This window comes from Streptomyces megasporus (genome assembly GCF_000718985.1).
Classification (GTDB): domain Bacteria; phylum Actinomycetota; class Actinomycetes; order Streptomycetales; family Streptomycetaceae; genus Streptomyces; species Streptomyces megasporus.
On record NZ_JODL01000012.1, the window covers coordinates 92,340 to 118,535 of the forward strand.

22 protein-coding genes and 1 riboswitch are annotated in these 26,196 nt (G+C 72.9%); of the genes, 15 read left to right on the plus strand and 7 right to left on the minus strand.

Annotation, left to right across the window (positions count from 1 at the left end; genetic code table 11):
• Window positions 1-160: 160 nt before the first annotated feature.
• Window positions 161-610: a DUF485 domain-containing protein gene (locus IF47_RS27740; protein WP_037732477.1), complete on the plus strand. Its 450-nt coding sequence runs from the start codon at window positions 161-163 to the stop codon at window positions 608-610.
• Window positions 611-664: 54 nt separating this feature from the next.
• On the opposite strand, the gene IF47_RS0112480 is transcribed toward IF47_RS27740, so the two are convergent.
• The gene (locus tag IF47_RS0112480) at window positions 665-1,567 is read right to left on the minus strand and encodes a ferredoxin family protein (protein WP_031508790.1); all 903 of its coding nucleotides are present in this window, start codon (window positions 1,565-1,567) and stop codon (window positions 665-667) included.
• A gap of 133 nt (window positions 1,568-1,700) precedes the next feature.
• Here IF47_RS0112480 and IF47_RS0112485 point away from each other — a divergent pair, with 133 nt between their 5' ends.
• Window positions 1,701-2,747 carry a CobW family GTP-binding protein gene (locus IF47_RS0112485; protein ID WP_031508791.1) on the plus strand — a complete coding sequence of 349 codons (1,047 nt, stop codon included), beginning with the start codon at window positions 1,701-1,703 and terminating at the stop codon, window positions 2,745-2,747.
• A gap of 94 nt (window positions 2,748-2,841) precedes the next feature.
• On the opposite strand, the gene IF47_RS0112490 is transcribed toward IF47_RS0112485, so the two are convergent.
• On the minus strand, window positions 2,842-5,289 hold the full coding sequence (locus IF47_RS0112490) for a DNA gyrase/topoisomerase IV subunit A (RefSeq protein WP_031508792.1): 2,448 nt from the start codon (window positions 5,287-5,289) through the stop codon (window positions 2,842-2,844).
• Window positions 5,290-5,515: 226 nt separating this feature from the next.
• Between IF47_RS0112490 and IF47_RS0112495 the strand changes: the two genes are divergently transcribed.
• The 3 genes from IF47_RS0112495 to IF47_RS0112505 all read left to right on the plus strand — a co-directional run bounded on the left by IF47_RS0112495 (window position 5,516) and on the right by IF47_RS0112505 (window position 9,727).
• Complete coding sequence (locus tag IF47_RS0112495) at window positions 5,516-6,907, plus strand: M16 family metallopeptidase (RefSeq protein ID WP_031508793.1); 1,392 nt, start codon at window positions 5,516-5,518, stop codon at window positions 6,905-6,907.
• A 47-nt stretch (window positions 6,908-6,954) separates the two neighbouring features.
• On the plus strand, window positions 6,955-8,322 hold the full coding sequence (locus tag IF47_RS0112500) for a M16 family metallopeptidase (RefSeq protein ID WP_037732490.1): 1,368 nt from the start codon (window positions 6,955-6,957) through the stop codon (window positions 8,320-8,322).
• 352 nt (window positions 8,323-8,674) lie between these two features.
• A riboswitch (cyclic di-AMP (ydaO/yuaA leader) is annotated at window positions 8,675-8,839 on the plus strand.
• Window positions 8,840-8,851: 12 nt separating this feature from the next.
• Window positions 8,852-9,727: a M23 family metallopeptidase gene (locus IF47_RS0112505; protein ID WP_031508795.1), complete on the plus strand. Its 876-nt coding sequence runs from the start codon at window positions 8,852-8,854 to the stop codon at window positions 9,725-9,727.
• Window positions 9,728-9,903: 176 nt separating this feature from the next.
• Here IF47_RS0112505 and IF47_RS0112510 read toward each other — a convergent pair whose 3' ends face one another.
• Window positions 9,904-10,185, minus strand: a complete 282-nt coding sequence (locus tag IF47_RS0112510; protein WP_031508796.1) for an HPr family phosphocarrier protein — start codon at window positions 10,183-10,185, stop codon at window positions 9,904-9,906.
• Between the two features lie 207 nt (window positions 10,186-10,392).
• Between IF47_RS0112510 and IF47_RS0112515 the strand changes: the two genes are divergently transcribed.
• The 4 genes from IF47_RS0112515 (at window position 10,393) to IF47_RS0112530 (ending at window position 15,680) form a co-directional block, all read left to right on the plus strand.
• On the plus strand, window positions 10,393-13,122 hold the full coding sequence (locus IF47_RS0112515) for a bifunctional acetate--CoA ligase family protein/GNAT family N-acetyltransferase (protein WP_031508797.1): 2,730 nt from the start codon (window positions 10,393-10,395) through the stop codon (window positions 13,120-13,122).
• 27 nt (window positions 13,123-13,149) lie between these two features.
• Complete coding sequence (locus IF47_RS0112520; RefSeq protein WP_031508798.1) at window positions 13,150-13,743, plus strand: DUF5998 family protein; 594 nt, start codon at window positions 13,150-13,152, stop codon at window positions 13,741-13,743.
• Entirely contained in the window at window positions 13,743-14,927 is a 1,185-nt protein-coding gene (locus tag IF47_RS0112525) for an alkaline phosphatase family protein (RefSeq protein WP_031508799.1), read from the plus strand. Before IF47_RS0112520 ends, IF47_RS0112525 begins: the two co-directional genes overlap by 1 nt.
• Window positions 14,928-14,996: 69 nt before the next feature.
• A complete protein-coding gene (locus tag IF47_RS0112530) occupies window positions 14,997-15,680 on the plus strand; it encodes a thymidine kinase (protein WP_031508800.1) in 684 nt (227 codons plus the stop codon).
• Window positions 15,681-15,728: 48 nt separating this feature from the next.
• Here the strand turns inward: IF47_RS0112530 and IF47_RS0112535 are convergent, their stop codons facing one another.
• Entirely contained in the window at window positions 15,729-16,532 is an 804-nt protein-coding gene (locus IF47_RS0112535) for a VOC family protein (RefSeq protein WP_031508801.1), read from the minus strand.
• Window positions 16,533-16,792: 260 nt separating this feature from the next.
• Here IF47_RS0112535 and IF47_RS0112540 point away from each other — a divergent pair, with 260 nt between their 5' ends.
• Entirely contained in the window at window positions 16,793-17,635 is an 843-nt protein-coding gene (locus tag IF47_RS0112540) for a sulfurtransferase (RefSeq protein ID WP_031508802.1), read from the plus strand.
• 64 nt (window positions 17,636-17,699) lie between these two features.
• Here IF47_RS0112540 and sepH read toward each other — a convergent pair whose 3' ends face one another.
• Entirely contained in the window at window positions 17,700-18,761 is a 1,062-nt protein-coding gene (gene sepH / locus IF47_RS0112545; protein ID WP_078591775.1) for a septation protein SepH, read from the minus strand.
• A gap of 493 nt (window positions 18,762-19,254) precedes the next feature.
• A complete protein-coding gene (locus tag IF47_RS0112550; RefSeq protein WP_031508804.1) occupies window positions 19,255-20,589 on the minus strand; it encodes a D-arabinono-1,4-lactone oxidase in 1,335 nt (444 codons plus the stop codon).
• A 162-nt stretch (window positions 20,590-20,751) separates the two neighbouring features.
• Between IF47_RS0112550 and IF47_RS0112555 the strand changes: the two genes are divergently transcribed.
• Together IF47_RS0112555 and IF47_RS0112560 are read left to right on the plus strand one after the other, a co-directional pair.
• Window positions 20,752-21,864, plus strand: coding sequence for a ferrochelatase (locus tag IF47_RS0112555; RefSeq protein ID WP_031508805.1), 1,113 nt, complete (start codon window positions 20,752-20,754; stop codon window positions 21,862-21,864).
• Window positions 21,865-21,914: 50 nt separating this feature from the next.
• Window positions 21,915-22,718, plus strand: a complete 804-nt coding sequence (locus IF47_RS0112560; RefSeq protein WP_031508806.1) for an inositol monophosphatase family protein — start codon at window positions 21,915-21,917, stop codon at window positions 22,716-22,718.
• Window positions 22,719-22,881: 163 nt separating this feature from the next.
• Here the strand turns inward: IF47_RS0112560 and IF47_RS0112565 are convergent, their stop codons facing one another.
• Complete coding sequence (locus tag IF47_RS0112565; RefSeq protein ID WP_031508807.1) at window positions 22,882-23,061, minus strand: hypothetical protein; 180 nt, start codon at window positions 23,059-23,061, stop codon at window positions 22,882-22,884.
• Window positions 23,062-23,418: 357 nt separating this feature from the next.
• On the opposite strand from IF47_RS0112565, the gene IF47_RS0112570 reads away from it, so the two are divergent.
• The 3 genes from IF47_RS0112570 to IF47_RS0112580 all read left to right on the plus strand — a co-directional run bounded on the left by IF47_RS0112570 (window position 23,419) and on the right by IF47_RS0112580 (window position 26,184).
• The gene (locus IF47_RS0112570; RefSeq protein WP_031508808.1) at window positions 23,419-24,072 is read left to right on the plus strand and encodes a response regulator transcription factor; all 654 of its coding nucleotides are present in this window, start codon (window positions 23,419-23,421) and stop codon (window positions 24,070-24,072) included.
• A 13-nt stretch (window positions 24,073-24,085) separates the two neighbouring features.
• Complete coding sequence (locus IF47_RS0112575) at window positions 24,086-25,363, plus strand: sensor histidine kinase (RefSeq protein ID WP_031508809.1); 1,278 nt, start codon at window positions 24,086-24,088, stop codon at window positions 25,361-25,363.
• Between the two features lie 521 nt (window positions 25,364-25,884).
• A complete protein-coding gene (locus IF47_RS0112580) occupies window positions 25,885-26,184 on the plus strand; it encodes a DUF4193 domain-containing protein (protein WP_031508810.1) in 300 nt (99 codons plus the stop codon).
• Window positions 26,185-26,196: the final 12 nt, after the last annotated feature.

Consider the following 26,196-nt stretch of genomic DNA (forward strand, 5'->3'; position numbering starts at 1 on the left):
CGCCACGGCCCGTCCGGGGCGGGACGGGAGCGTTCCCCGACGGCGTTCCCCAGGGGCGCGGCCTTCCCCGGCCCCGAGGAGCACCCTGAAACGTACGCTGAAAAGGGTGAAGAGTCCGGATTGACCCACGGGGGCGAGAAGGCTCTGCCCATCCTGAGGCATGCGGATCGACGACCCCTGGTACGACGTCCTCGCCTCCGGCCGGCGCGAGCGACGTTACGGGCCCGCGATGTCCGGCCCGGAGCCTTCCGGCGCCGGGGCGGACGCGCCCACCGCCGGCCGCCTCGCCGCCCACCACGGCACCGCCTTCCGGGAGGCGCGCCGCCGGCGCCGCTCCGCCCTCCCCGTCGCCGCGGTTCTCCTGTGGTGCCTGGCGTGTCCGGTCGCCGTCGCAGTCGCCCCCGACCTGCTGGGACGCCCGCCGGCCGACGGACCGCTCACCGTGGGGCTGCTCGTCGGCATCGCACAGCTCCCGGTCGCCCTCCTGGCGGGTCGGGCGTACACCCGGCCCGTACGACCGGAACGGGACGGGACGACGCTCGAACCGCGCCGGTGCGTCCGAGACCCGGACCGCCCGCGGCGGGGGAGACGGAGAGGAACAGGACGGTGACCCTCGGCCGCCGAACCTCGACCCCGCCGGCACCCTCCGAGGCGCCGGCGGGGCTCACAGCGGGACGATGGCCGTGACCGTCATCCGGGACTGGGGGGCGGGGTCGGCACCACAACTGGCGGGCAGGGGAGGGACATCGGCGTCCTCCACGACCGTGACGCGCCAGGAACGGCCGTCGAGACGGGTCACCGTGACGCTCCACTCCGGAGCGGCCCCCTCGGTGGCGGAGACGGTCAGGGCGTCGGCGCCCGTCTCGCCCGTCAGCTCGCGGACGGCCAGGTCGGCCGCCTGCCCCGGCCGCCCCCAGGCCGAGCGGCCCCGGCAGCCGGTGGTGACGACGCGGCCGTGACGCACGCCGTCCAGGACGTCCTTGACGGCATGGCCCCCCAGCCGGCCGTACGTGTAGCCGTGGGGCAGGGTCAGCAGCGTGGGGGCGAAGCGGTGACCGCCGAGGTGGGTGATCTCCCACACCTCGCCGGCGTCGGAGGCGACGAGTTCGGCGGCCAGCGGACGGCCGAGCAGGGCGCAGCAGCGGTCGCGCCTGCCGTTGGTGCACACCAGGGCGAGGGGGTCGCCGGTGTACGGCTCCCACACTCCGCCGTGGTCCCCCTCGCCGAGGGCGGCCATGTCCAGGTCGCGGAGCACCTCCGGGTCGGAGAGCACTCCGGTGCGCACCCAGGAACGGCCCGGGAGGGTGTGGGCGAGGTAGACGCGGTGACGGGAGGGGCCGTGGTGGTCCGGGTGACGGCCGGGGCGGCGGATCAACGCGACCCGCACCCCGGTGCCGGCGGCGGCCTCCTCCAGCGCGCGGCCGAGGTCCGGGTCGAGCCGGCTGTGGCCGAGGGCCTTGGCGCCCCACGGCCCGGGCTGTTCGACGAGCAGCCAGGTCCGGGCCGTCGCGGCGGTGGCCGCGAGGGGTTCGGACAGGGCCCGAGAGGCTGCCGAGCAGGTACTCACACAGGTGAGCCTAACCTCTGCCGTCCCGGGCGGCCTGTCGGGGCACCCGGCCGCGTCGGACCGGACATCGGGCCGTCGACTACGATCAGCAGCCGTTCCACGGCACTGCCACCGGCACGATGGAGGCGCGAGCTTGGCCAGGAAGCGGATCCCGGTCGTCGTCCTGGCGGGATTCCTGGGATCGGGGAAGACCACCCTGCTCAACCACCTCCTCTCCCACAACGGGGGCAGCCGGATCGGTGTGATCGTCAACGACTTCGGCAGCATCGAGATCGACGCCATGGCGGTGGCCGGGCAGGTCGACTCGATGGTCTCCCTGGGCAACGGCTGCCTGTGCTGCGCCGTCGACACCAGTGACCTGGACGAGATGCTGACCCGGCTCACCCGCCCCTCGGCGCGCATCGACGTCATCGTCGTCGAGGCCAGCGGCCTGGCCGAGCCGGAGACACTGGTGCGGATGATCCTCGCCGGCACCGACGAGCGCGCCGTCTACGGCGGGCTGGTGGAGGTCGTCGACGCCGCCGAGTTCGAGGCCACCAGGGCCAGGCACCCGGAGATCGAGCGGCACGTCGCCCTGGCCGATCTGGTGGTGCTCAACAAGGCCGACCGCGTCGGGGAGGCCGAACTGGGGGCCCTCACGGAGGAACTGCGGAGGCTGGGCGGCGGAACGCCCGTCGTCCCCGCCGTCCACGGGCGTGTCGATCCGGAACTGCTCTTCGACCCACGCCCCCGGGAGGAGACGGCGGAGGCGGCGCGACAGCTCTCCTTCGAGGACGTGTGGGCCGAACTCCGGGCGCGGGAGGACGACGGGCACGACACCCACCTGCACGCCGCCTACGAGAGCGTGGAGTTCGCCACCGACGAGCCCGTCGACCCGCGCCGGTTCATGGAGTTCCTCGACGACAGACCCGACGGCCTGTACCGGATCAAGGGTTTCGTCCACTTCGGCGTGCCCGGCCATCGGCAGAAGTTCACGGTGCACGCGGTCGGCCGCTTCCTGCGCTTCACCCCCGGGCCGTGGGGGCGCGGCGAACCGCGCGCGACACGGCTCGTGTTGATCGGCTCCGGCATCGACGCCGGGGCCGTCCGTGAGGAGCTGGCGGCCTGCGTGGGGACCGGTGCGTCGGAGCCGGCCGATTCCTCCGCCATGTGGGGCGTCCTGCGCTACGCCCGCCCCTGAGCCGAGGCGGACGGCGCCGGGGAAGGCGCCGGGACGGGACGCGGGGCCTCGCCGCGCACCGCGACGAGGCCCCGCCGGAGAACCGTTCGGACCGTCACACCGGCCCGGCGACCGCCGCGACCTGCTTGGCCAACGGGGTGCCCGAGCCGTCGCGGCGCGGGTCCGGCTCGGGCAGCTCGACCGGCGACCCCTTGGCGTCCGCCGCACGGGCGGGGGCGGCGCCGGCCCAGGCGAACACGAGGTGGTCCTCGCCCTTGAGGAAGCGCTGGCACCGGACCCCGCCCGTGGCCCGGCCCTTCCGCGGGTACTGGTCGAACGGTGTCAGCTTGGCCGTGCTCAGGGAGTCGACCAGCGCGCCGTGCGATCCCGAGACGGTGAAGACCACCGCGTCGGAGGCCGGGTCGACGGCGGTGAAGGAGATCACCTTCGCGCCCTGGCCCAGCTTGACGCCCGCCACACCGCCCGCCGGACGGCCCTGTGGCCGCACCTGCCCGGCCGGGAAGCGCAGCAACTGCGCCTCGTCGGTGATGAAGACCAGGTCCTCGTCGCCGGTGCGCAGCTCCACGGCGCCGACGATCCGGTCGCCCTCCTTGAGGGTGATGACCTCCAACTCCTCCCTGTTGGCCGGGTAGTCGGGCACCACCCGCTTGACCACGCCCTGTTCGGTGCCCAGCGCCAGGCCGGGGGAGGACTCGTCCAGGGTGGTGAGGCACACCAGCTCCTCGCCCTCCCGCAGGGAGAGGAACTCCGTGAACCGCGCGCCGCCCGCCAGGTTGGGCGGGGAGTTCTCCGGGAGCTGGGGCAGGTCGATGACGGACAGCCGCAGCAGACGTCCGGTCGAGGTCACCGCGCCCACCTCGCCCCGGGCCGTGGCGGGGACGGCCGAGACGATCACGTCGTGCTTGCGGCGCTTGGCGGAGGAGTCGAAGACGGGCTCGCCGCTCGCGGTGCGGGCCAGCAGGCCGGTGGAGGACAGCAGCACCCGGCACGGGTCGTCCGCGACCTGCAGGGGGACGGCCGCCGCCGGGACGTCCGCCGACTCCAAGAGCTGGGTGCGGCGCGGGGTGCCGTGCTTCTTGGCGACGGCGGCCAGCTCCGAGGAGACCAGCTTCCGCAGGGCCGCGTCGGACTCCAGGATGGTGGTCAGCTCCTCGATCTCGGCGTTCAGCCGGTCGCGTTCGGCCTCCAGCTCCAGCCGGTCGAACTTCGTCAGCCGGCGCAGCGGCGTGTCGAGGATGTACTGCGTCTGGACGTCGGACAGGCCGAACCGCTCGATCAGCCTCTCCTTGGCCTGCGCGGCGTTCTCGCTGCCGCGGATGATCCTGATGACCTCGTCGATGTCGACCAGGGCCACCAGCAGGCCCTCGACCAGGTGGAGCCGGTCCCGCCGCTTGCCGCGCCGGAACTCGCTGCGCCGCCGCACCACGGAGAAGCGGTGGTCGACGTAGACCTCCAGCAGCTCCTTCAGCCCCAGCGTCAGCGGCTGACCGTCCACCAAGGCGACGTTGTTGATGCCGAAGGACTCCTCCATCGGCGTGAGCTTGTAGAGCTGTTCCAGCACGGCCTCGGGGTTGAAGCCGTTCTTGATCTCGATGACCAGGCGCAGCCCGTGCTGGCGGTCGGTGAGGTCCTTGACGTCGGCGATGCCCTGGATCTTCTTGCCGTTGACCAGATCCTTGATCTTGGAGATGACCTTCTCCGGGCCGACGTTGAAGGGCAGTTCGGTGACGACCAGGCCCTTGCGCCGCGCGGTCACGTTCTCCACGGACACCGTGGCACGGATCTTGAAGGTGCCGCGGCCCTTGGTGTAGGCGTCCTTGATCCCCTCCAGCCCGACGATCCGGCCGCCGGTGGGCAGGTCCGGGCCGGGGATGAAACGCATCAGCGTCTCCAGATCGGCGCCGGGGTACCTGATCAGGTGCCGGGCGGCGGCGATCACCTCGCCGAGATTGTGCGGGGGCATGTTGGTGGCCATGCCGACCGCGATGCCCGAGGCGCCGTTGACCAGCAGGTTCGGGTAGGCCGACGGGAGGACGGCGGGCTCGGACTCGCTGCCGTCGTAGTTGGGCGCGAAGTCGACGGTGTCCTCGTCGATCGACTCCACCATCAGCCCGGCGGCCGGGGTGGAGCGGCACTCGGTGTATCGCATCGCCGCGGGCGGGTCGTCGTTGCCCAGCGAACCGAAGTTGCCGTGTCCGTCCACCAGCGGCAGCCGCATCGAGAACGGCTGCGCCATGCGCACCAGCGTGTCGTAGATGGCGGTGTCGCCGTGCGGGTGGAGCTTTCCCATCACCTCGCCGACGACGCGCGCGCACTTGACGAACGGACGCTCGGGCCGCAACCCCATCTCGTGCATCTGGTACAGGATCCGCCGGTGCACCGGCTTGAGGCCGTCGCGCGCGTCGGGCAGGGCGCGCGAGTAGATGACGGAGTAGGCGTACTCCAGGAAGGAGCCCTGCATCTCGTCGACGACGTCGATGTCGAGGATGCGCTCCTCGAACTCCTCCCCGGGGGGTGGGGTCTTCGTGCTGCGGCGGGCCATCGCGGCTGCGACTCCTTCTTGCGTACTGCTTCTCGCTGGTGCGGGCTGTGCCCGCTCCCGCCGGGAGGGACGGAACGCGGACGTTGACCATTGTGGACCTCGGCACCGACAGCCGGATCCCCGCCCCGAACCGTACGGGAACTTCGCGCTTTGTCTGACCGCTTGCATACAGTGACCACACACGCGTTGTGAGAACGCGGTCCGCGATCGCGATCGAAGGGACTCCCTGCCCATGGGTCACACGGCCACGCCTCCGCCCACCGCCGGCGGCCTGACAGCGACCGAGCACCGCCTGTCCAACGGCCTGCGCGTGGTGCTCTCCGAGGACCACCTGACGCCGGTCGCCGCGGTGTGCCTCTGGTACGACGTCGGTTCCCGCCACGAGGTCGAGGGCCGCACCGGCCTGGCGCACCTCTTCGAACACCTGATGTTCCAGGGGTCCGCACAGGTGAAGGGGAACGGCCACTTCGAGCTCGTGCAGGGCGCCGGCGGCTCGTTGAACGGCACCACCAGCTTCGAACGCACCAACTACTTCGAGACCATGCCCGCCCACCAACTGGAGCTGGCGCTGTGGCTGGAGGCGGACCGCATGGGCTCGCTGCTGGCCGCCCTGGACGAGGAGTCCATGGAGAACCAGCGCGACGTGGTGAAGAACGAGCGCCGCCAGCGGTACGACAACGTGCCCTACGGCACGGCCTTCGAGAAGCTGACGGCGATGGCCTATCCCGAGGGCCACCCGTACCACCACACCCCGATCGGCTCCATGGCCGACCTGGACGCGGCCTCCCTGGAGGACGCGCGGGACTTCTTCCGCACCTACTACGCGCCGAACAACGCCGTCCTGGCGGTCGTCGGCGACATCGATCCCGAGCAGACGCTGGCCTGGATCGAGAAGTACTTCGGGTCCATCCCCTCCCACGACGCGAAGCGACCGCCGCGCGACGGCACGCTGCCGGACGTCATCGGCGAGGAGATCAAGCAGATCGTGCGCGAGGAGGTGCCCTCCCGGGCGCTGATGGCCGCCTACCGGCTGCCGCACGACGGCACCCGCGAGGCGGATGCCGCCGACCTGGCGCTGACCGTGCTCGGCGGCGGCGAGTCCTCCCGTCTGCACAACCGCCTGGTCCGCCGCGACCGCACCGCCGTCGCCGCGGGCTTCGGCATGCTGCGGCTGGCGGGTGCGCCCTCGATGGGGTGGCTGGACGTCAAGGCGTCGGGAGACGCCGAGGTCGCCGACATCGAGCGGGCCGTCGACGAGGAGCTGGCCCGCTTCGCCTCCGAGGGCCCGACGCCAAAGGAGATGGAGCGGGCCCAGGCCCTGCTGGAGCGCGAGTGGCTGGACCGGCTGGCCACGGTCGGCGGTCGCGCCGACGAACTGTGCCGGTACGCCGTGCTGTTCGGCGACCCCCAGCTCGCCCTGACCGCGGTGGAGCGCGTGTTGCAGGTCACCGCCGACGAGGTCCGGGAGGTGGCCGCGGCCCGGCTGCGCCCCGACAACCGCGCGGTGCTGATCTACGAGCCCACCGGGACGACCGCCCCCGACACCGCGGCCGAGGTCGCCGACGGTGCCACCGTCTCCGACACCGCCACCGACGACGACCAGGAGGCCGCTCAGTGAGCGACGCCACTGCCCACTCCCCCGACCAGCCCCGAAACGGCGTCTCGATGGAGTTCCACCCCCAGCCCCGCGGCGGGCAGCCCAAGCCGTGGGCGTTCCCGGCCCCCGAGCGCGGCGAGCTGCCCAACGGCCTGACGGTGCTGCGCTGCCACCGTCCCGGCCAGAAGGTCGTCGCGGTGGAGATCAACCTCCTCGCGCCGCTGGACGCCGAGCCCCGGCAGCAGGAGGGCGTGGCCGCGATCATGGCCCGCGCGTTCAGCGAGGGCACCGATCGGCACAGTGCCGAGGAGTTCTCCGCCGAGCTGGAGCGCTGCGGCGCCACCCTGGACGCGCACGCCGACCACCCCGGGATCCGGGTCTCCCTGGAGGTCCCGGCCTCCCGGCTGACCAAGGCCCTCGGCCTGCTCTCCGACGCGCTCCGTGCCCCGGCCTTTCCGGAGAGCGAGATCGAGCGGTTGGTGCGCAACCGCCTGGACGAGATCCCGCACGAGCTGGCCAACCCGGCTCGCCGGGCGGCCATCGCGCTCTCCGACGAGCTGTTCCCGGACGTCTCCCGGCTCTCCCGTCCCCGTCAGGGCGCCGAGAAGACCATCGAACGCATCGACGCCGCGGCCGTGCGCGCCTTCTACGAGGCGCACGTGAGGCCCTCGACGGCCACGGCCGTGGTGGTCGGCGACTTCACCGGGGTGGATCTGGACAAGGCCCTCGCCGACACCCTCGGTACCTGGACCGGCGCCGTCGGCGAGGAACGGCCCATGCCGCCGATCACGGCGGACGACAGCGGCCGGGTGATCATCGTGGACCGCCCCGGCTCGGTGCAGACCCAGCTCCTCATCGGCCGGATCGGCCCCGACCGGCACGACCGCGTGTGGCCCGCCCAGGTGCTCGGCACGTACTGCCTGGGCGGCACGCTGACCTCCCGCCTGGACCGGGTGCTGCGCGAGGAGAAGGGCTACACCTACGGCGTGCGCGCCTTCGGCCAGGTGCTGCGTTCGGCTCCCGACGGCACGGGCGCCTCCCTGCTGGCCATCAACGGCTCGGTGGCCACCGACGTGACGGGGCCCGCGCTGGCCGACCTGTGGCAGGTGCTGCGCACCCTGGCCGAGGAGGGCCTCACCGACGCCGAGCGGGACGCGGCCGTGCAGAACCTGGTGGGCGTCGCCCCGCTGCGGTACGAGACGGCGGCGGCCGTGGCGGGCACCCTCGCCGACCAGGTGGAGCAGTACCTGCCCGACGACTACCAGGCGCGGCTGTACGCCCGTCTCGCCGAGACCGGCACCGTGGAGGCGACGGCGGCGGTCGTCGCCGCGTTCCCGGCCGACCGTCTGGTGACGGTCCTGGTGGGAGACGCGTCACAGATCGCCGACCCGGTGCGGGATCTGGGCATCGGAGAGGTGACGGTCGTCACGGACTGAGTGAGGGTTCGAGGGCTTGAGAGTGACGGTCGTCACGTCCGGCGGGGAGCCCCGACGCATCCGGGAGTGACGGCCGTCACGGCTCCAAGAGGGGTGTGGCGCACCGGAGGTGATGGTCGCCACCCCCGGTGCGTGGCGACCGTCACACACCGACGAACCACAACCCTCAGAGCAACAAAGGCCCTTGGTGTGCTTGTCACACCAAGGGCCTTTCGTGTGAGCGGATTGGCGCTTCCGATGGAAGCTTTATGTGGCATGGGATACAAAACGCCCGATTTGTTTGCCTGCTCAAACGCGGCCGTTTAGCTTCGAACCCGCTGGCCGTCAGAAGCGCCCACGTCCGTGGCCGCCGGCCCGCGCATCGCCGAGTCCCCCGTCTGGGGGAGCCGGGGACCCGCCCTCCGCCCTCAGTGCGCGAGGGGTCCATCCCACCGGGGTGAATCGAGCCGAGTGCTCGTAGGAGACCTTCCTGCTCCGAACCCGTCAGCTAACCCGGTAGGCGACACGGAAGGAAAGGAGCACGCCGCTCATGGCGTTCACCCGTGCCACCGAGAAGCTCACCGAGAAGGTCACCACCTTCACCGGGAAGCTCACCGAGAAGCACCGGCTCTCCGGCCGTGCCGTCCGTTCGGGCGCCGGCCTGCTGGGAGCCGCCACCCTCGCCGCCACCGGCGTGGTGGGCACCATCGCCACCCCCGCCGTCGCCGCCTCGGGCGACACCCAGAAGACCTACGCCCTGGGCTTCGCGCAGGCGATGGCCGTCGGCGACACGATCGCCGACGACGTCCGGGCCCAGGCCGAGGCCCAGCAGCGCGCGGCCGACGCCTCGCGTGAGAAGGCCGAGGCGATCGCGGCCGACAAGGCCGCGAAGGCCGAGAAGGTCGAGAAGGAGCGCGCGGCCGAGCGCAAGGCGGCCGAGGAGCGCAAGGCGGCCGAGGCACGCAAGGCGGCCGAGGAGCGCCGCGCCGAGCGGACCGCCGAGCGCCGTGCGGCGAGCGGTTACGTCGACCCGGTCGCGGGTGTGAACACCACCACCCTGTACAAGCAGGCCGGCGCCTCCTGGTCCTCCGGCACGCACAGCGGCGTCGACTTCGCCGCCGCCACCGGCACCCCCGTGCGGTCCGTGGGCCCGGGCACCGTGGTGACCGTCGGCTGGGGCGGCGCGTACGGCAACCAGGTCGTCGTCCGCCACGACGACGGCCGCTACACCCAGTACGCCCACCTGTCCGCCACGAGCGTGAGCCCTGGCCAGCGGGTCGACGGCGGCCGGCAGATCGGCGCGGTCGGCTCCACCGGCAACAGCACCGGCCCGCACCTGCACTTCGAGGCCCGCACCGGCGCCTACTACGGCTCCGACATCGACCCGGCCGCGTACCTGGCCTCCAAGGGCGTCGACATCCGCTGACCCCGGACGGCGCCCGTGAGCCCCACGGACGCGTCCACGGAGAACGAACGCCCCCGGCCGCGCATGGCCGGGGGCGTCTCCGCGTCCGTCGCTCACCGGTCGCGTCGACGGTGGTGGAGCGCACCGCTCCACCACCGTCGACGGATTTTCCGGTCCCTCTCTCGGTCTCCTGTGCCTCAGACGGTCTCCGGAAGCTCCTCGAGCCCCTCGGAGACCAGCTTCGCCAGGCGGTCCAGGGCGTCCTCGGCGTTCTCGGCCCCGGAGGCCAGCACGACCTCCTCGCCGCCCTCCACTCCCAGCGCCAGCACCGAGAGCATCGACGCGGCGTTGACGGGCTCGCCTCCGGGCCTGGCCACGGTGAGGGGGACACCGGACGCGGTCGCGGCGCGGACGAAGATCGCGGCGGGACGGGCGTGCAGGCCCTCGGCCCAGCCGACGGTGACGCGGCGCTCAGCCATGTGTCGTTCCTTCGGGTCGGAGCAACTGTCCCGACCAGCTTTGCACACGGGAAGGTCGGGTCCGGGCAAGGGCCGCCTCGGCCTGTTCTCCCGGTTGTTCCCCCGACTGTTTCCTCGACCGTTCTCCCGGGCGAGCCGATCCCCTCGTGCCCCGGAACGTTGCCGCCGGGGGCCGCGGACCGGAACGCCGGTGACTAGGCTGACCCCATGCGGACGCCGACCGAGCCTGCCTACCCCGCCCACTGGGAGGCCGACGTGGTGTTGCGCGACGGGGGCACCGCCCGCGTCCGTCCCATCACTCCCGCCGACGCCGACCGCCTGGTCGAGTTCTACGGGCGGGTGTCCGACCAGTCGAAGTACTACCGCTTCTTCGCGCCCTACCCCCACCTCTCCGACCGCGACGTGCGCCGGTTCACCCACCACGACTACGTCGACCGGGTCGCCCTGGCCGCCGTCGTCGGCGACGAGTTCATCGGAACCGTCCGCTACGACCGCATCGACGGCACCGGCCGTCCCGCCTCCCTCCCCGCCGACGAGGCCGAGGTCGCCTTCCTCGTCCGCGACGACCACCAGGGGCGCGGCGTCGGCTCCGCCCTGCTGGAGCACATCGCCGCCTGCGCCCGCGAGCGCGGCGTGCGCCGCTTCGTCGCCGAGGTGCTGCCCGCCAACACCAGGATGGTCAAGGTCTTCACGGACGCCGGCTACTCCCAGAAACGCAGTTTCGAGGAGGGCACGGTCCACCTCACCTTCGGGATCGAGCCGACCGAGCAGTCCGTGGCCGTCATGCGGGCCCGCGAGCAGCGCGCCGAGGCCCGCTCCGTGCAGCGACTGCTGTCCCCCGGATCGGTCGCCGTCATCGGGGTCAGCCGCGGCCCGCGCGGCGCCGGGCGCGCCGTCCTGGCCGGCCTGCGCGAGGCGGGATTCACCGGCCGGATCTACGCCGTCAACCGGGCCTTCCCGCCGGAGACCGCCGAGGTGGACGGGGTGCCCGCCCACCGGTCGGTGCGCGAGATCCCCGAGCCCGTCGACCTGGCCGTCGTCGCCGTCCCCGCCGAGAGGGTGCCCGACGTCGTCGCCGAGTGCGGGGAGCGGGGCGTGCAGGGCCTGGTGGTCCTCTCCGCCGACTTCGACCGCGACGAGCAGCGCGACCTGGTCCGCCGGGCCCGCTCGTACGGAATGCGGATCATCGGCCCCAACGCCTTCGGAGTGATCAACACCGCCCCCGACGTCCGGCTCAACGCCACCCTGTCGACCGAGACCCCCGAGCGCGGACGCATCGGCCTGTTCACCCAGTCCGGCGCGATCGGCATCGCCGTGCTCGACGCCCTCCACCACCGGGGCCGCGGGTTCGCCGGCGTCTCCACCTTCGTCTCCGCCGGGAACCGCGCCGACGTCTCCGGCAACGACGTGCTCCAGTACTGGGACGACGACCCCGACACCGACGTCGTCCTGATGTACCTGGAGTCTTTCGGCAACCCGAGGAAGTTCAACCGCCTGGCCCGGCGCACCGCCGTCCGCAAGCCGATCGTCGTGGTCAAGGGCGCCCGGCACAACGCCAGCGCCCCGCCCCCCGGGCACGTCGTCCCCGTCAGCCGCACCCCCGACGCCACGGTCTCCTCGCTGCTGCGGCAGGCCGGGGTCGTCCGCGTCGACACCGTCACCGAACTCGTCGACACCGGCGTCCTGTTGGCCGGTCAGCCGCTCCCGGAGGGCCCGCGCGTGGGCATCCTCGGCAACGCCGAGTCGCTCTGCCTGCTCACCTACGACACCTGCCTCGCCCGGGGACTGCGCCCGCAGCCCGTCACGGACCTCACCACCGAGGCCATGCCCGAGGACTTCCGGGACGCCCTGCGCGGGACGCTGGCGGACCCGGCCGTCGACGCCGCCGTGGTCACCGCGATCCCCTGGGTGGACGACCCCCGCGGAGGCTGGGGCGCGGCCGAGTTGGCCGGAGCGCTGCGCGAGGCGGCCGACGGCACCGCCAAGCCGGTGCTCGTCGTCCACCTGGCCATCGAGGGCCTGGACGCCGCCCTCGCCGAACACGGTCTGCCCGCCTACCCCTCGCCCGAACGGGCCGTGGGCGCCCTGGCGGAGACCGTCCGCTACGCGAAGTGGCGGCGCCGGGCCCAGTCGCCCGGCCGGGTGCCCGAGTACGACGACATCGACGAGACGGCGGCGGCCTCCCTGCTCGCCCGCGTCCTGGACAGGGAACGCGATCCGCGCCACAGCGTGCCGCTGAGCGGCAGGGAGACGGCCGAGCTGCTGAGGCACTACGGCATCGCGGTGCAGCGTGCCCTGCCCGCCCCCGACGTGAACGCCGCCGTGGCCGCCGCGCGGCGACTCGGCTACCCCGTGGCCCTGAAGACCACCGCCCCCCACCTGCGCCACCGGCCCGACCTCGGCGGCATACGGCTGGACATCGCGGACAAGAGCGGCCTGAAACACGCCTACGCCGAGATGACCCAGCAGCTCGGCAAGCCCGCGGAGCTGCGGCCCGTCGTCCAGGCCATGGCCCCCCGCGGTGTGGACACCGTGGTGAAGGCCGCCGTCGACCCCGCCACCGGCGCGGTGCTCTCCTTCGGCCTGGCCGGTCCGCCCTCCGAACTGCTGGGCGACACCGCGCACCGACTCGTCCCCGTCACCGACCGGGAGGCCGCGGACCTGGTCCGCTCCATCCGTTCCGCGCCCGTGCTGTTCGGCTGGCGCGGCGCGCAGCCGGTGGACACCGCCGCCCTGGAGGAGCTGCTGCTGCGCGTCTCCCGACTCGTCGACGACCATCCCGAGATCGTCTCCGTCGACCTGGAGCCGGTGGTGGTGGCCGCCCGCGGCCTGACCGTCCTGGACGCCGCGGTCCGCGTCGCCGACGCCCCCGCGGCCTTCGGCACGGGCAACCCCGCCTGGGCCGACCTGGGCCCCCGCCGCCTGCCCGCGTACTGACCGTCCGATCCCCGTAGGATGGGCGGCATGGCAAAGACCGGTACGATGACCCAGGGGCTGCGCGCGGCGATCGAGCGCAGCGGCTACTACCCGGCTCTCGTGGCCGAGGCGGTCGAGTCCGCCGTGGGCGGTGAGCCCGTGGCCTCGTATCTGGTTCACCAGGAGACGACGTTCGACTCCAACGAGGTACGGCGCCACGTCACGGTGCTGGTGCTCACCGCCACTCGGTTCATCGTCAGCCACACCGACGAGCAGCCCGCCGACGGCACCTCCCCGTCGCCCTACGCGACGACCTCCACCGAGTCGGTGAAGCTGGAGCGGATCTCCTCCGTCGTCCTCAGCCGCGTCGTCGCCAACCCCGAGTCCTACACCCCCGGCACCCTGCCCCGCGAGGTCGTCCTCACCATCGGCTGGGGCGCCGTCTCCCGCCTCGACATGGAGCCCGCCAACTGCGGCGACCCCAACTGCGACGCGGACCACGGCTACACGGGCTCCCTCACCGCCGACGACCTCTCGCTGCGCGTCAGCGAGACGGGCGACGGCCCGGACACCGTCCGTCAGGCGCTCGCCTTCGCGCAGGCGCTCTCCGAGGCCACCGCGTCGACGGCCGGCGCCCGCTGATGGTCCGATCCCTCCCGCACGACCCGGCGCCCCTGGACCCGCGCACCGCGCCCGTGCCGCGCTACGGCGAGGCGTCCCTGGCCGACCTGCTCCCCGCCGTCGTGGCGGGGCAGGGCGTGCCGGGGATGACGTCCGGGCTGAAGCTCCAGCCGGCCGACCGCGCCTGCGTCTTCCTCGTGGACGGCATGGGCTGGGAACTGCTGAGGGCCCACCCCGACGAGGCGCCCTTCCTGACCTCGCTGCTGCCCACCTCGCGCGCCGGCACCGGGGAGCCGATCACCGCGGGCTTCCCCTCGACGACCGCGACCTCGCTCGCCTCGGTCGGCACCGGCCAGGTGCCCGGCGCCCACGGGCTGCCCGGCTACAGCGTGCTCGACCCGGCCACCGGCGAGCTGATGAACCAGCTCCGCTGGCAGCCGTGGACGGACCCGTACCTGTGGCAGCCGTACCCCACCGTCTTCCGGCTCGCCGACGCGGCCGGGGTCGCCACCTGCCAGGTCACGGCCCCCCACTTCGAGCACACCCCCCTCACGCAGATCGCGCTGTCCGGCGGGTCCTTCCACGGCAGGCTCTCCGCCGAGGAGCGGGTGGACTTCGCCGCCGACCGACTGGGCTCGGCCGACCGCTCGCTGGTCTACACGTACTACGCCGAACTCGACGGCAACGGACACCGCTACGGGGTGGACTCCGACGCCTGGCGCGGCCAGTTGATGTACGTCGATCGGCTCGCCCAGCGCCTCGCCGAGCAACTTCCGCCGCGCTCGGTCCTCTACGTCACCGCCGACCACGGCATGGTGGACGTCCCCCGCGATCCCGAGGCACGGTACGACTTCGACGAGGACTGGGAGCTGCGCGCGGGCGTCGCGCGGCTCGGCGGCGAGGGCCGGGCCCGTCACCTGTACGCCGTGCCGGGCGCGGCCGGGGACGTCCACGCCGTCTGGCGCGAGGTCCTGGGGGATCGGGCCTGGGTGGCGACGCGGGACGAGGCGATCGAACTGGGCTGGTTCGGCCCGCGGGTCGACGACCGGGTGCGCGACCGGATCGGCGACGTGGTGGCCGCGATGAGCGACGGCGTCGCGGTCGTCGCCACCGAGACCGAGCCCAACGAGTCCGAACTCGTCGGCATGCACGGCTCCATGACGCCCGCCGAGCAGTTGGTCCCCCTGCTCGAGATCCGTACCTAGGGCCGCGCGTCCCGAAGTCCGGCCCGCCCGCCCTCCGTCCGCCGACCCTCGAAAGGTCCCGAACCCCCCATGCCCGAGCTGGTCTTCTTCGCCGGAACGATGGACTGCGGGAAGTCCACCCTCGCCCTCCAGATCCAGCACAACCGCTCGGCGCGCGGTCTTTCGGGGATGATCTTCACCCGCAACGACCGGGCGGGGGAGGGGCGGCTCTCCTCACGGCTCGGCCTGGTCACCGAGGCCGTCGAGGCGGGCGAGGGCTTCGACTTCCACGCCCATCTGGTCGGGCACCTGACGGCGGGCGGACGCACGGACTACGTGATCGCGGACGAGGCGCAGTTCCTCTCGTCCGAGCAGGTCGACCAACTCGCCTGCATCGTCGACGACCTCGGCATCGACGTCTTCGCCTTCGGCATCACGACCGACTTCAGGACGAGGCTCTTCCCCGGTTCCCAGCGGCTGATCGAACTGGCCGACCGGATCGAGTCGCTCCAGGTCGAGGCGTTGTGCTGGTGCGGGGCCCGGGCCACGCACAACGCCCGCACGATCGGCGGGAAGATGGTCGTCGAGGGCGCCCAGGTCGTCGTCGGGGACGTGGGAGGGGCGGGAGCGTCCGGGGAGGAGGTCGGCTACGAGGTGCTGTGCCGACGCCACCACCGACGCCGCCTCACCGCCGCCACGGCCCGGGCGGGCGCGCTGTCCCCGGAGGTGCTGCCGGTGGACGGCGCGGACGCTCCCTCCCTCTCCCGGGGGTGAGGCCCGGGGAGGTCGGGGCCGCCCGGAGCGTGGCGGGCCCGTGGTGGGTCAGCCGTCCCGTCGGATCACCGCGAAGGGCGCCCCCTCGCGGTCGGCGAGCCGCGCCAACCGCCCGTGGGGCGAGTCCTGGGGCGGGGTCAACACCCGTCCGCCCAACCCGGCCGCCCGGTTCGCCACCGCGTCGACGTCCTCCACCTCGACGTACATCAGCCAGTGCGGGCCGCGGTCGCGCGGCATCGCGGCCCCCACGCCGCGGATGCCGCCGACGACCCGGCCGCCCGCCGTCACGGTGAGAAGGTCCGGCTCCCCGGCGCCCTCCGTCCCCTCAGCGGCCCCCGCCGAGGGCTCGGTTTCCACGCCGAAGACCGTCCGGTAGAACTTCTCCACGGCCGACGTCCGATGGGTGATCAGCTCGTTCCACACCACCGTGCCCGGACCGCCGCTCATGCGCGCCGCGGGGCGCGTGCTCGTCTGCCGGATCCCGAAGGACGCGCCGGCCGGGTCCGCCGCGATCGCCACGCGCATGGTTCCGCCCATGTCCAACGGCCCGACCCCGACCGTTCCGCCGCACATCCGGACCAGGTCCGCCGCCGCGTCGGTGTCGTCGACCGCCAGATAGGGAAGCCAGGCGGCCTGGCACCGCCGCCCGGACGGCATCCGACCGATGCACGCGACCTCGTGCCCGTCCAACACGGCCCGGGCGTGCGGCTCGACGCCTCCCGGCCCCGGGCCGGGCCGATACTCCCAGCCGAACAACTCGTGGTAGAACTCCTGGCTCGCGGCCGGGTCCTCGGCCAACAGGCTCACCCAGCAAGGGGTTCCCGGAACGCACCGGGTCGCAGCCTCGGTCATCTCTTCACTTCTCTCCTCGTGACCGTCGTCGATGCGGTCGTTCGGTGATGGTCCGCGCACTGCCGGTGCCCATCTTCTCACCCCTCGCCCGCGGTGTTCCGCGACCGCACCGACCGGCCGTACCGGAAAGGCGCTCCCGCGGGGGGACCACCGGACACGCCGCCTCGCGCCCCCGTTCGTTCCGTGTGATCCGCACGCCGGTACGGGCGCGCCGGGAAGAGAACGGGACGCGGGGCACACGGCCGCGCGAAGATACGGCCATGGCAGTCATCGTCTCCCCTACCCAACTCGCGCGGGAACTCAACGGCACTCCTACCCGGCCGGTGCTGCTCGATGTCCGCTGGGAACCAGGCGGTTCACCCGGCCGCCCCGCCTACGAGGCGGGCCACCTGCCCGGCGCCGTGTACGTCGACCTCGACACCGAACTGGCCGGTCCGGTGGGGGAGGGGACGGGCCGTCACCCGCTCCCCGACCCCGAGGCCTTCGGCGCGGCGATGCGCCGGGCCGGTGTCCGCCACGACCGTCCGGTGGTGACCTACGACAGCGGCCACGGCTGGGCGGCGGCCCGTGCCTGGTGGCTGCTGCGCTGGGCCGGCCACGAGGACGTACGGGTGCTGGACGGCGGCCTGGCGGCCTGGGAGGGCCCGCTGACCCGCGAGATCCCCCGACCGCCCGAGGGCGACTTCGTCCCCCGGCCGGGGTCGGTCCCCGTGCTCGACGCGGACGGCGCGGCGGCCCTGGCCCGCACCGGCGTGCTGCTCGACGCCCGCGCCGCCGAGCGCTACCGGGGCGAGGTGGAACCGATCGACAGGATCGCCGGCCACATCCCCGGAGCGCTCTCGGCCCCGACCGTCGAGAACGACGCGGAGGGAGCCGGGGGAGGAGGTCTCAGGCCCGCGGCCGAACTGGCCGCCCGGTTCGCCGGACTGGGCATCGACGCGGACACCGAGGTCGGCGTCTACTGCGGCTCGGGCGTCTCCGCGGCGCACGAGGTCCTCGCGCTGGCGGTGGCGGGCATCGACGCGGCGCTGTACGTGGGGTCCTGGTCGCAGTGGAGCGCCGACCCGTCCCGCCCGGTGGCGACCGGGCCACAGCCCGGCTGAGACCACGAGCCGGAGCCCCCGCGCGTTTGCCGTTCGATCGGCGCGCGGGGGCCCCGAGCGGCGGTCACTCCTTCTTCTTGCGGCGAGTGCCGAAGACGATCTCGTCCCAACTGGGGACCGCCGCCCGACGGCCCGGGCGGACGCCGTCCGCCTCGGCCTGGCGGTCGGTGCTGCCCGTGAGGCGGTCGCGGTGGCCCGACACCGAACGCGGCATGAGCACGTCGGCGTACGCGCTGCCGGCGCTCGCCGCGGGCGCCGGCGGCTCCACCGACTCCGCTTCGTCCTCGGCCTCGTCCGGCCTGCCGCCCGGAGAGGACGACTGCTCCGGCACGACGAGATCGCCTCGGAAGTTGGGCACCGCCTCCAAGAGGCTGGTCAGCGAGTCCCGCTCGCCCTTGCCGTCCTGGCCCACGGGCTCCGGCGGCTCGGGGAGGGAGCCCTCGGCGCGGTCCGCCCGGTCGAAGCGCTCGCGCGGCAACCGGGCGATGCGCGGCACGAACGGGAAGCTCGGCTCGGGGGTGTCGTCGCTCTCCCCGATGAGGGTCCGCGCCTCGTCGTCCACGGCCTGCACCAGTCGGCGCGGCGGGTCGTACGTCCAGCTCGCCGAGTGCGGCTCACCGGCCACCCGGTAGACGAGCAGCACCTCCCAGGTGCCGTCGTCCCGGCGCCAGGAGTCCCACTGCACCGAGTCCTTCTCGGCGCCGCGCCTTATCAGGCGCTCGGAGACGACCTCGCCGAGCTGTGGGCCGGTGCTCTCGCCGGGGCGGCGCACGGGGGTCTTGCGGGCCCGCTCGGCCATGAAGGCGCGCTCCGCGAGCACCGGTCCCTCGAACCGGCGTACCCGGTCGACGGGGATGCCGGCGAGTTGGGCGACCTCCTCGGCCGAGGCCCCGGCTCGTATCCGGGCCTGGATGTCGCGGGGACGGAGGTGGCTCTCGACCTCGATCTCGATCTGCCCCAGCCGGGCACGGTCGTTGCGGACGGCGGCGCGCAGCCGCTCGTCGATGGGGAGGGTGTACTCCGTGTTGTCGGCAGCCTTGAGCACCAGCCGTGTGCCGTCGTTGCTGACGGCCACGACACGCAGTTCGGGCATGGGAACCTCCCGGGTGGTGCCTGCCGACGTCACGTGCGTCGCTGCTCCCGCTAGACGAGTGTGGCGTGCCCGGGTGCAGCCTGCCACAACCTTGCCGACTTGCCCGGCGTGTCGGGCCCGCGCCCGGATCCGCCGTTGTGGCACGGTTGCCTGTTGGCCACGCACAGTGACCGAAGGGGTCGCTGTGCGCGGTACTGGCCGACCGGGACCAGGGCCAGGGCTCGTCACACTACTCCATTGGGGCCATGCCAGTGGATCGGCACGCCGCCCAAGTTCTCACAGGCAGGGGCAGTTGACCACCACGCCGAGGTCAAAAGCGGGTCGTGGATGTGCGGTTCCGCACGGAATCCACCGATAGGTCGTTGATTCCGGAGCGCCGTTCCGGCCGGAAGTCGCTGCTCGGGCGTGTGAAGGAAGATATGTGCGATCCGGCCCGGGAGAGGGACGGACGGGGCGCAGGGGTGACGGCACCGGAGTGAAAGGCCGTCGAGGTCCCCTCGGAAGACGCGGAACCCCGGACGGGGCGTCAGTCCCCCAGCACGCGCCGCAGGTGGTCGTTGCCGAACGTCCGTCCCGGATCGAGTCGGTCGCGCAGCGCGGTGAACTCCCCGAAACGGGGGTAGATCTCCGCCAGGTACTCCGCGTCGCGGCCGTGCAGCTTCCCCCAGTGGGGACGCCCCTGGTGGGCGACCATGATCCGCTCGGCCGCCGTGAAGTACCGCTCGTGGGGGGTGCCCCGGTACACGTGCACCGCGATGTAGGCCGTGTCGCGGCCCGACGCCGTGGACAGCGCGATGTCGTCGGCGGGCGCCACCCGCACCTCCACCGGGAAGTTCACCCGCAGATCCGAGCGCTCGACCGTCGCCCTCAGCTCGCGCAGCGCCTCCACCGCCGCCGCCCGGGGGAGGGCGTACTCCATCTCCACGAAGCGGACCCGGCGGGGAGAGGTGAAGACCCGGTACGGGATGTCGGTGTACGTGCGGGCCGACAGCGCCCGGCCGGCGATCCGGGCGATGCCCGGCACGGTCGCCGGAACGGCGCGCCCCAGCGAACAGGCCGCCTGGAAGACCCCGTTGGAGAGGAACTCGTCCGTCAGCCAGCCGGCGAGGCGCGGCAGCGGGTCGGCCGGGCCCGCGCTCCGGTTGTTGCGCTTGGTGACACAGCGGTCGGTGTGCGGGAACCAGTAGAACTCGAAGTGCTCGTTGTCGCGCACCAGGTGGTCGAAGTCCGCCAGCACCGCGTCGAGGGGCATCGGCTCCTCGCGCGCGGTCAACAGGAACAGCGGCTCCACGGCGAAGGTGACCTCGCTGATCACCCCGAGCGCCCCCAGCCCGACCCGGGCGGCGGCGAAGACGTCGGCGTTCTCCTCCGCCGAGCACCGCAGCACCGAGCCGTCCGCCAGGACCATCTCCAGCTCGCGGACCTGGGCGGCGAGCGAGCCGGAGTCGCGTCCGGTGCCGTGGGTGCCGGTGCTCACGGCGCCGGAGACGGTCTGCTCCATGATGTCGCCCATGTTGGTCAGGGACAGACCCTCGGCCGCCAGCGCCTCGTTGAGCCGCTTCAACGGGGTGCCGGCGGCGGCGGTCACCGTCCCCGCCGCACGGTCGATCCGACGTATGCCGGTGAGGAGGTCGGGACGTATCAGCACTCCGTCGGTGACGGCCACGGGGGTGAACGAGTGCCCGGTCCCGGCGGCCTTGACGGTCAGCCCGTCCTCGGCGGCCCGGCGCACGGCCTCGGCGAGGGCCTCGGTGGTGGAGGGGGCCACGGTCCGCAGCGGCCGTGCCTCGGCGGTGCCCGCCCAGTTGCGCCAGGTCGGCGGCGCGGGACGGCGGTCGCGTCGGGCGGTGTGCGTGCTCATCCGTGTCGGCCCTCCCCGTGGCTCCACGTGCTCCGCGTCCCGGATCCCGGCGCGGAGGGGCGGGCCCGGCCGGTTGGTGGGGGATCATACTCACGGGGGCGCCCGGCCGGCAGGCGGAGGGTCCTGACGGAGTGCGACGAGGCGGGATGGCAGGATCGATACATGCCCGATGCGCTTGATGTCCGTCCCTACGACGCCCTGCTGCTGCTGTCCTTCGGAGGCCCGGAGGGGCCCGACGACGTGGTCCCCTTCCTGGAGAACGTCACCCGCGGACGGGGAATCCCGCGGGAGAGGCTGGAAGAGGTCGGGGAGCACTACTACCTCTTCGGAGGGGTCAGCCCGATCAACGACCAGAACCGCGAACTGCTGGCCGCCCTCCGCGAGGACTTCGCCGCCCACGGCCTGGACCTGCCGGTGTACTGGGGCAACCGCAACTGGGCGCCGTACCTGACCGACACCCTGCGCGAGATGGTCCGCGACGGCCGGCGCCGCATCCTGGTGCTGGTCACCAGCGCCTACGCCTCGTACTCCGGCTGCCGCCAGTACCGGGAGAACCTGGCCGACGCGCTCGCCACCCTGAAGGAGGAGGGGCTGGAACTCCCGCGGCTGGACAAGCTGCGGCACTACTTCAACCACCCCGGTTTCGTCCGTCCCATGGTCGACGGGGTGCTGGCCTCCCTCGCCGAGCTGCCCGAGGAGGTGCGGGACGGCGCGCACCTGGCCTTCAGCACCCACTCCATCCCCATCTCCCAGGCCGAGACCGCCGGCCCGGACGGCGGCGCGTACGTCGCCCAGCACCTGGACGTGGCACGGGTGATCGCCGACGCGGTGCGCGAGGAGACCGGCGTCGACCGTCCCTGGGAGCTGGTCTACCAGTCCCGCAGCGGCGCTCCGCACATCCCCTGGCTGGAGCCGGACATCTGCGACCACCTGGAGGCGCTGAGCGAGCGGGGCGCGCCGGCCGCGGTGGTGGTCCCGATCGGATTCGTCTCGGACCACATGGAGGTCCTGTACGACCTCGACACCGAGGCGAAGGCCAAGGCGGAGGAGGTGGGCCTGCCCATGGTGCGGTCCGCCACCGTCGGCGCGGACCCGCGCTTCGCCGCGGCCGTGCGCGAGCTGGTGGTGGAGCGCGCCGCCGCCGAGCGGGGCGAGAACCCCCGGCGCTGCGCGCTGGGCGCGCTGGGCCCCAGCCACGACGTGTGCCCGGTGGGCTGCTGCGCGGGACGCGAGCCCAGGCCGGCCGCCGCGGGCGCCGACAGCCCGTACGCCTGACCGGGGACGACCGGCACCGTGCATCCCCCAGGACACACCCGAGGAGAGACGTGACCGACGACCGGCTCAGGAACGAACTGCTCGACCTGGCCCTGGAGGCCGCCCGCCGGGCGGGGGAGCTGCTGCGCGACGGCCGCCCCGCCGACCTGGGCGTGGCGGCGACCAAGAGCAGCCCCGTCGACGTCGTCACCGAGATGGATCTCGCCTCCGAGCGGCTGATCACCGGCTTCCTGGCCGAGCACCGGCCCGAGGACGGCTTCCTGGGCGAGGAGGGGGCGTCGGTGGAGGGCGGCAGCGGGGTGCGGTGGATCGTCGACCCCGTCGACGGCACCGTGAACTACCTGTACGGGCTGCCCGCCTGGGCCGTCTCCATCGCCGCCGAGTACCGGGGCGAGACCGTCGTCGGCGTGGTCGAGGTACCGCCGCGCGGCGAGACCTACCACGCGGTGCTGGGCGGCGGCGCCTGGCTGAACGGGGAGCGCGTGCGGTGCCGACCCTCGCCGCCGCTGTCACAGGCGCTGATCGGCACCGGTTTCAACTACGTCGCCGAGCGCCGCGCCGCACAGGCCGAGGTGGCCCGGAGGCTGCTGCCGGAGGTCCGCGACATCCGTCGCTCCGGATCGGCGGCCATCGACCTGTGCGACGTCGGCGGCGGTCGTCTGGACGGCTTCTACGAGCGCGGGCTGCACCCGTGGGACGTGGCCGCGGGCGACCTGGTCGCCCGTGAGGCGGGCGCGCTCACCGGCGGCCGACCCGGCGGGGCGCCGGGCTTCGACCTGACGGTGGCCGCCTCGCCCGGGATCTTCGCCGAGCTGCAGCCGCTGCTGGACGAACTGGGCGCCTGGCACGACTGAGCCCACGGCACCGGGCCACGGCACCGCACCCGCGGAGAGATCCACGACCAAGCCGCGGGGGTGCGTTCTCGTCGGACGAGAACGCACCCCCGCGGACACACGGCGGCGCCCCGGGGCAGGCCCGGGACGCCGCCGTCACGACTGGTACGGTTTCCGTGATCGGTCAGGCGCCGGCGGCGCCGACCTCCACCTCCACTCCGTACTCGGCGGCCAGACGGCGCAGGTCGTCGAGCTCCGCCTGCTCGACGTCCACCAGGAAGTCGTCGCCCGACTCGCGAGCGCGGATCAGGTCGGACTCGGTGTTCCGTATGCGCTGCAGAATGCCTGCGGTGAACGCGTCCATGGTGCGCCCCCTCGTCGTGGTCATTGGCACGGGGGTGTGCCGAGGGTGGGACGATCACGGTGCGGTCCCCGGAACGGTCGACCGACGGGTCCCTCCGGCTGCTGCGGAAGCCGCGGGGAAGGAGGTCGTGACCTGCCGTCTACAGGGCGTGATCGCGGGTGTGCTGTCGTCCTCCCCACCTCAAATCTCAGAGAAACCTCAATCCGGGACGAAAATTGGGTGAACGACTGCGGCGGGAGTCGCTTACGGCCCGTTTATCGACGTCGGAGGCAGGATGGGGAGTGTTCCGCCGACTTTGACGGTCGGGAGAGTGACCGGCCTCACAGTCGTCCCGCCATGATCCAGGAAGGACACCCCGTGCGCGTACTCGTCGTCGAGGACGAGCAGCTACTGGCCGACGCCGTGGCCACCGGACTGCGTCGGGAGGCCATGGCCGTCGACGTGGTCTACGACGGGGCCGCGGCCTCGGAGCGGGTCGAGGTCAACGACTACGACGTGGTGGTTCTCGACCGCGACCTGCCGTTGGTCCACGGCGACGACGTCTGTCGCAGGATCGTCGAGCTGGGCCTGTCCACCCGGGTGCTGATGCTCACCGCGTCCGGCGACGTCAGCGACCGCGTGGCGGGCCTGGAGCTGGGCGCGGACGACTACCTGCCCAAGCCCTTCGCCTTCACGGAGCTGGTCGCCCGGGTGCGGGCGCTCGGCCGCCGCGCGACCGCGCCCCTGCCGCCGGTGCTGGAGCGCGCCGGGATCCGGCTGGACCCCAACCGCCGCGAGGTGTTCCGCGACGGCCGCCAGATACAACTGGCGCCCAAGGAGTTCGCGGTGCTGGAGGTGCTCATGCGCAGCGAGGGGACGGTGGTCTCGGCGGAGCAGCTCTTGGAGAAGGCCTGGGACGAGAACGCCGATCCGTTCACCAACGTCGTGCGGGTCACCGTGATGACCCTGCGCCGCAAGCTCGGCGAGCCGCCGGTGATCGTCACCGTGCCCGGTTCCGGATACCGCATCTGAATTCGAGCCCTCCATGACGACCAGCGCATCCGGGACGCCCGGTACCCCGCCCCCGCCCCCCTCCGCGCCGCCCAAGCCCACCTGGGACCCTTTCCAGCCGCGGAACCCCCACCCCTGGCTGCGGCCCACCATCCGGATACGGCTCACCCTGCTGTACGGCGGGATGTTCCTCATCGCCGGGATGGTGCTGCTGACGATCATCTACCTGTTGGCGGCCCAGGCGCTGAAGGACGGCAGCCACCTGCCCTTCCAGATCATCGGCGTACGGGACCAGACCACCGACGCCGTCTGCCGTCTGCCCGCCCGGGCGGACGGCGGGGGCCTGACGACGTCGGAGCTGACCGCGGCCGTCCAGCAGTGCATGGAGCGTCAGCGGCAGATAGCGCTGGACGTCCTGCTCCAGCGTTCCCTGCTGGCGCTGCTGGGCCTGGCGGTGGCCGCCTTCGCCTTCGGCTACGTGATGGCGGGGCGGGTGCTCTCGCCGCTGGAGCGCATCACGCGCACCGCGCAGCAGGTCGCCGGCTCCGACCTGCACCGCCGGATCGAGCTGGACGGGCCGGACGACGAGCTGAAGGAGTTGGCCGACACCTTCGACCGGATGCTGGACCGGCTGGACCGGGCGTTCACCGCCCAGCGGCGGTTCGTCGCCAACGCCTCGCACGAGCTGCGCACTCCGCTGGCGATCAACCGCACTCTGTTGGAGGTCCAGCTCTCCGACCCCGACGCCTCGCCCGAACTGGTCCAGCTCGGCAAGACCCTGCTGGCCACCAACGAGCGCAGCGAACAGCTCGTGGAGGGGCTGCTGCTGCTCGCCCGCAGCGAGAACGAGATCGTCGACCGCAAGCCCGTGGATCTGGCCGAGGTCGCCTCCCAGGCCGTGGACCAGGCGCGGGGCGAGGCCAGGACCGCGGGCGTGGAGTTGCGCGGCGTGCGCCGCCCCGTGTACGTACAGGGCAACGGGGTGCTGCTGGAGCGCGTCGCGCTCAACCTGGTGCAGAACGCCGTGCGCTACAACCTCCCGGAGGACGGATGGGTCTCGGTGGAGACCCGGGCCCGGCCGGGGCAGGCGGTGCTGGAGGTGGAGAACACCGGGCCGATGGTCCCGGCGTACGAGGTCGACAACCTCTTCGAACCCTTCCGACGGCTGCGGACCGAGCGCACCGGCAGCGACAAGGGCGTGGGCCTGGGACTGTCGATCGTGCGGTCCGTGGTGCGCGCCCACGGCGGGATGGTGCTCGCCAGGCCGCGGGAGGACGGGGGGCTGCTGGTGCGGGTCACCCTGCCCGTCTGAGGGCTTGCCGCCCGGCCGGGTGTCCACCTGACCGCTTGCCCGTCCGTCCACGCGCCGGTCCGTCCGCCCGTGCGCCCGCCGGCCACCCGGAGACGGTCCGGACCTCCCTGGAAGGCCCTTCCAGGGAGGGGAGGAGGAGACGGCGGACAGCCGGGGAGATGCGGGGGATATGTGGAATATGTCCGCTTCGTTCGACCGTTGTGATCGATCACACACACGATTTTTTGGTCACACATCGACTCCGATCGAAGGCCTGGCGAAAAATGCCGGAAAATCCATGTTTTCGCAGGTCGTGATCGTGGAAAGGAGGGGGGACGGTACGCGTGAAGCGCACCTTTAGGGCCGTTTCCGGCCCTGGTCGGCGGCCAGCCCCATCACCCCATCAGGGGCGCGGTTGGGTGTCGATTGAGTAACAGGGCTTGATGTGAGGCAAAATCTGCGCCTCGAGTCGGGCACAAGTCCGGCCTCTCGCGCGTTACGTGCGCTGGAGACACCACAGACACCCAGAGGGGGAGAACAACATGGCAACCGACTACGACACTCCACGCAAGACCGACGACGACGTCAACGAGGACAGCATCGAGGAACTGAAGGCCCGCCGGAACGACAAGGCCGCCTCGACCGTCGACGTCGACGAGTTCGAGCAGGCGGAGGGCCTGGAGCTGCCGGGCGCGGACCTCTCCAACGAGGAGCTGTCCGTGCGGGTGCTGCCTCGTCAGGCCGACGAGTTCACCTGCATGAGCTGCTTCCTGGTCCACCACCGCTCGCAGCTCGCGGCGGAGAAGAACGGCCACCCCATCTGCCGCGACTGCGCGGCCTGAGCCGGAGCGCCG

Coding starts and splice junctions, on each gene's coding strand:
- IF47_RS27740 (WP_037732477.1), top strand. CDS start 161: ATGCGGATCGACGACCCCTGGTACGACGTCCTCGCCTCCGGCCGGCGC.
- IF47_RS0112490 (WP_031508792.1), bottom strand. CDS start 5,289: ATGGCCCGCCGCAGCACGAAGACCCCACCCCCCGGGGAGGAGTTCGAG.
- IF47_RS0112500 (WP_037732490.1), top strand. CDS start 6,955: ATGGAGTTCCACCCCCAGCCCCGCGGCGGGCAGCCCAAGCCGTGGGCG.
- IF47_RS0112505 (WP_031508795.1), top strand. CDS start 8,852: ATGGCGTTCACCCGTGCCACCGAGAAGCTCACCGAGAAGGTCACCACC.
- IF47_RS0112510 (WP_031508796.1), bottom strand. CDS start 10,185: ATGGCTGAGCGCCGCGTCACCGTCGGCTGGGCCGAGGGCCTGCACGCC.
- IF47_RS0112515 (WP_031508797.1), top strand. CDS start 10,393: ATGCGGACGCCGACCGAGCCTGCCTACCCCGCCCACTGGGAGGCCGAC.
- IF47_RS0112520 (WP_031508798.1), top strand. CDS start 13,150: ATGGCAAAGACCGGTACGATGACCCAGGGGCTGCGCGCGGCGATCGAG.
- IF47_RS0112525 (WP_031508799.1), top strand. CDS start 13,743: ATGGTCCGATCCCTCCCGCACGACCCGGCGCCCCTGGACCCGCGCACC.
- IF47_RS0112530 (WP_031508800.1), top strand. CDS start 14,997: ATGCCCGAGCTGGTCTTCTTCGCCGGAACGATGGACTGCGGGAAGTCC.
- IF47_RS0112535 (WP_031508801.1), bottom strand. CDS start 16,532: ATGACCGAGGCTGCGACCCGGTGCGTTCCGGGAACCCCTTGCTGGGTG.
- IF47_RS0112540 (WP_031508802.1), top strand. CDS start 16,793: ATGGCAGTCATCGTCTCCCCTACCCAACTCGCGCGGGAACTCAACGGC.
- IF47_RS0112550 (WP_031508804.1), bottom strand. CDS start 20,589: ATGAGCACGCACACCGCCCGACGCGACCGCCGTCCCGCGCCGCCGACC.
- IF47_RS0112555 (WP_031508805.1), top strand. CDS start 20,752: ATGCCCGATGCGCTTGATGTCCGTCCCTACGACGCCCTGCTGCTGCTG.
- IF47_RS0112565 (WP_031508807.1), bottom strand. CDS start 23,061: ATGGACGCGTTCACCGCAGGCATTCTGCAGCGCATACGGAACACCGAG.
- IF47_RS0112575 (WP_031508809.1), top strand. CDS start 24,086: ATGACGACCAGCGCATCCGGGACGCCCGGTACCCCGCCCCCGCCCCCC.
- IF47_RS0112580 (WP_031508810.1), top strand. CDS start 25,885: ATGGCAACCGACTACGACACTCCACGCAAGACCGACGACGACGTCAAC.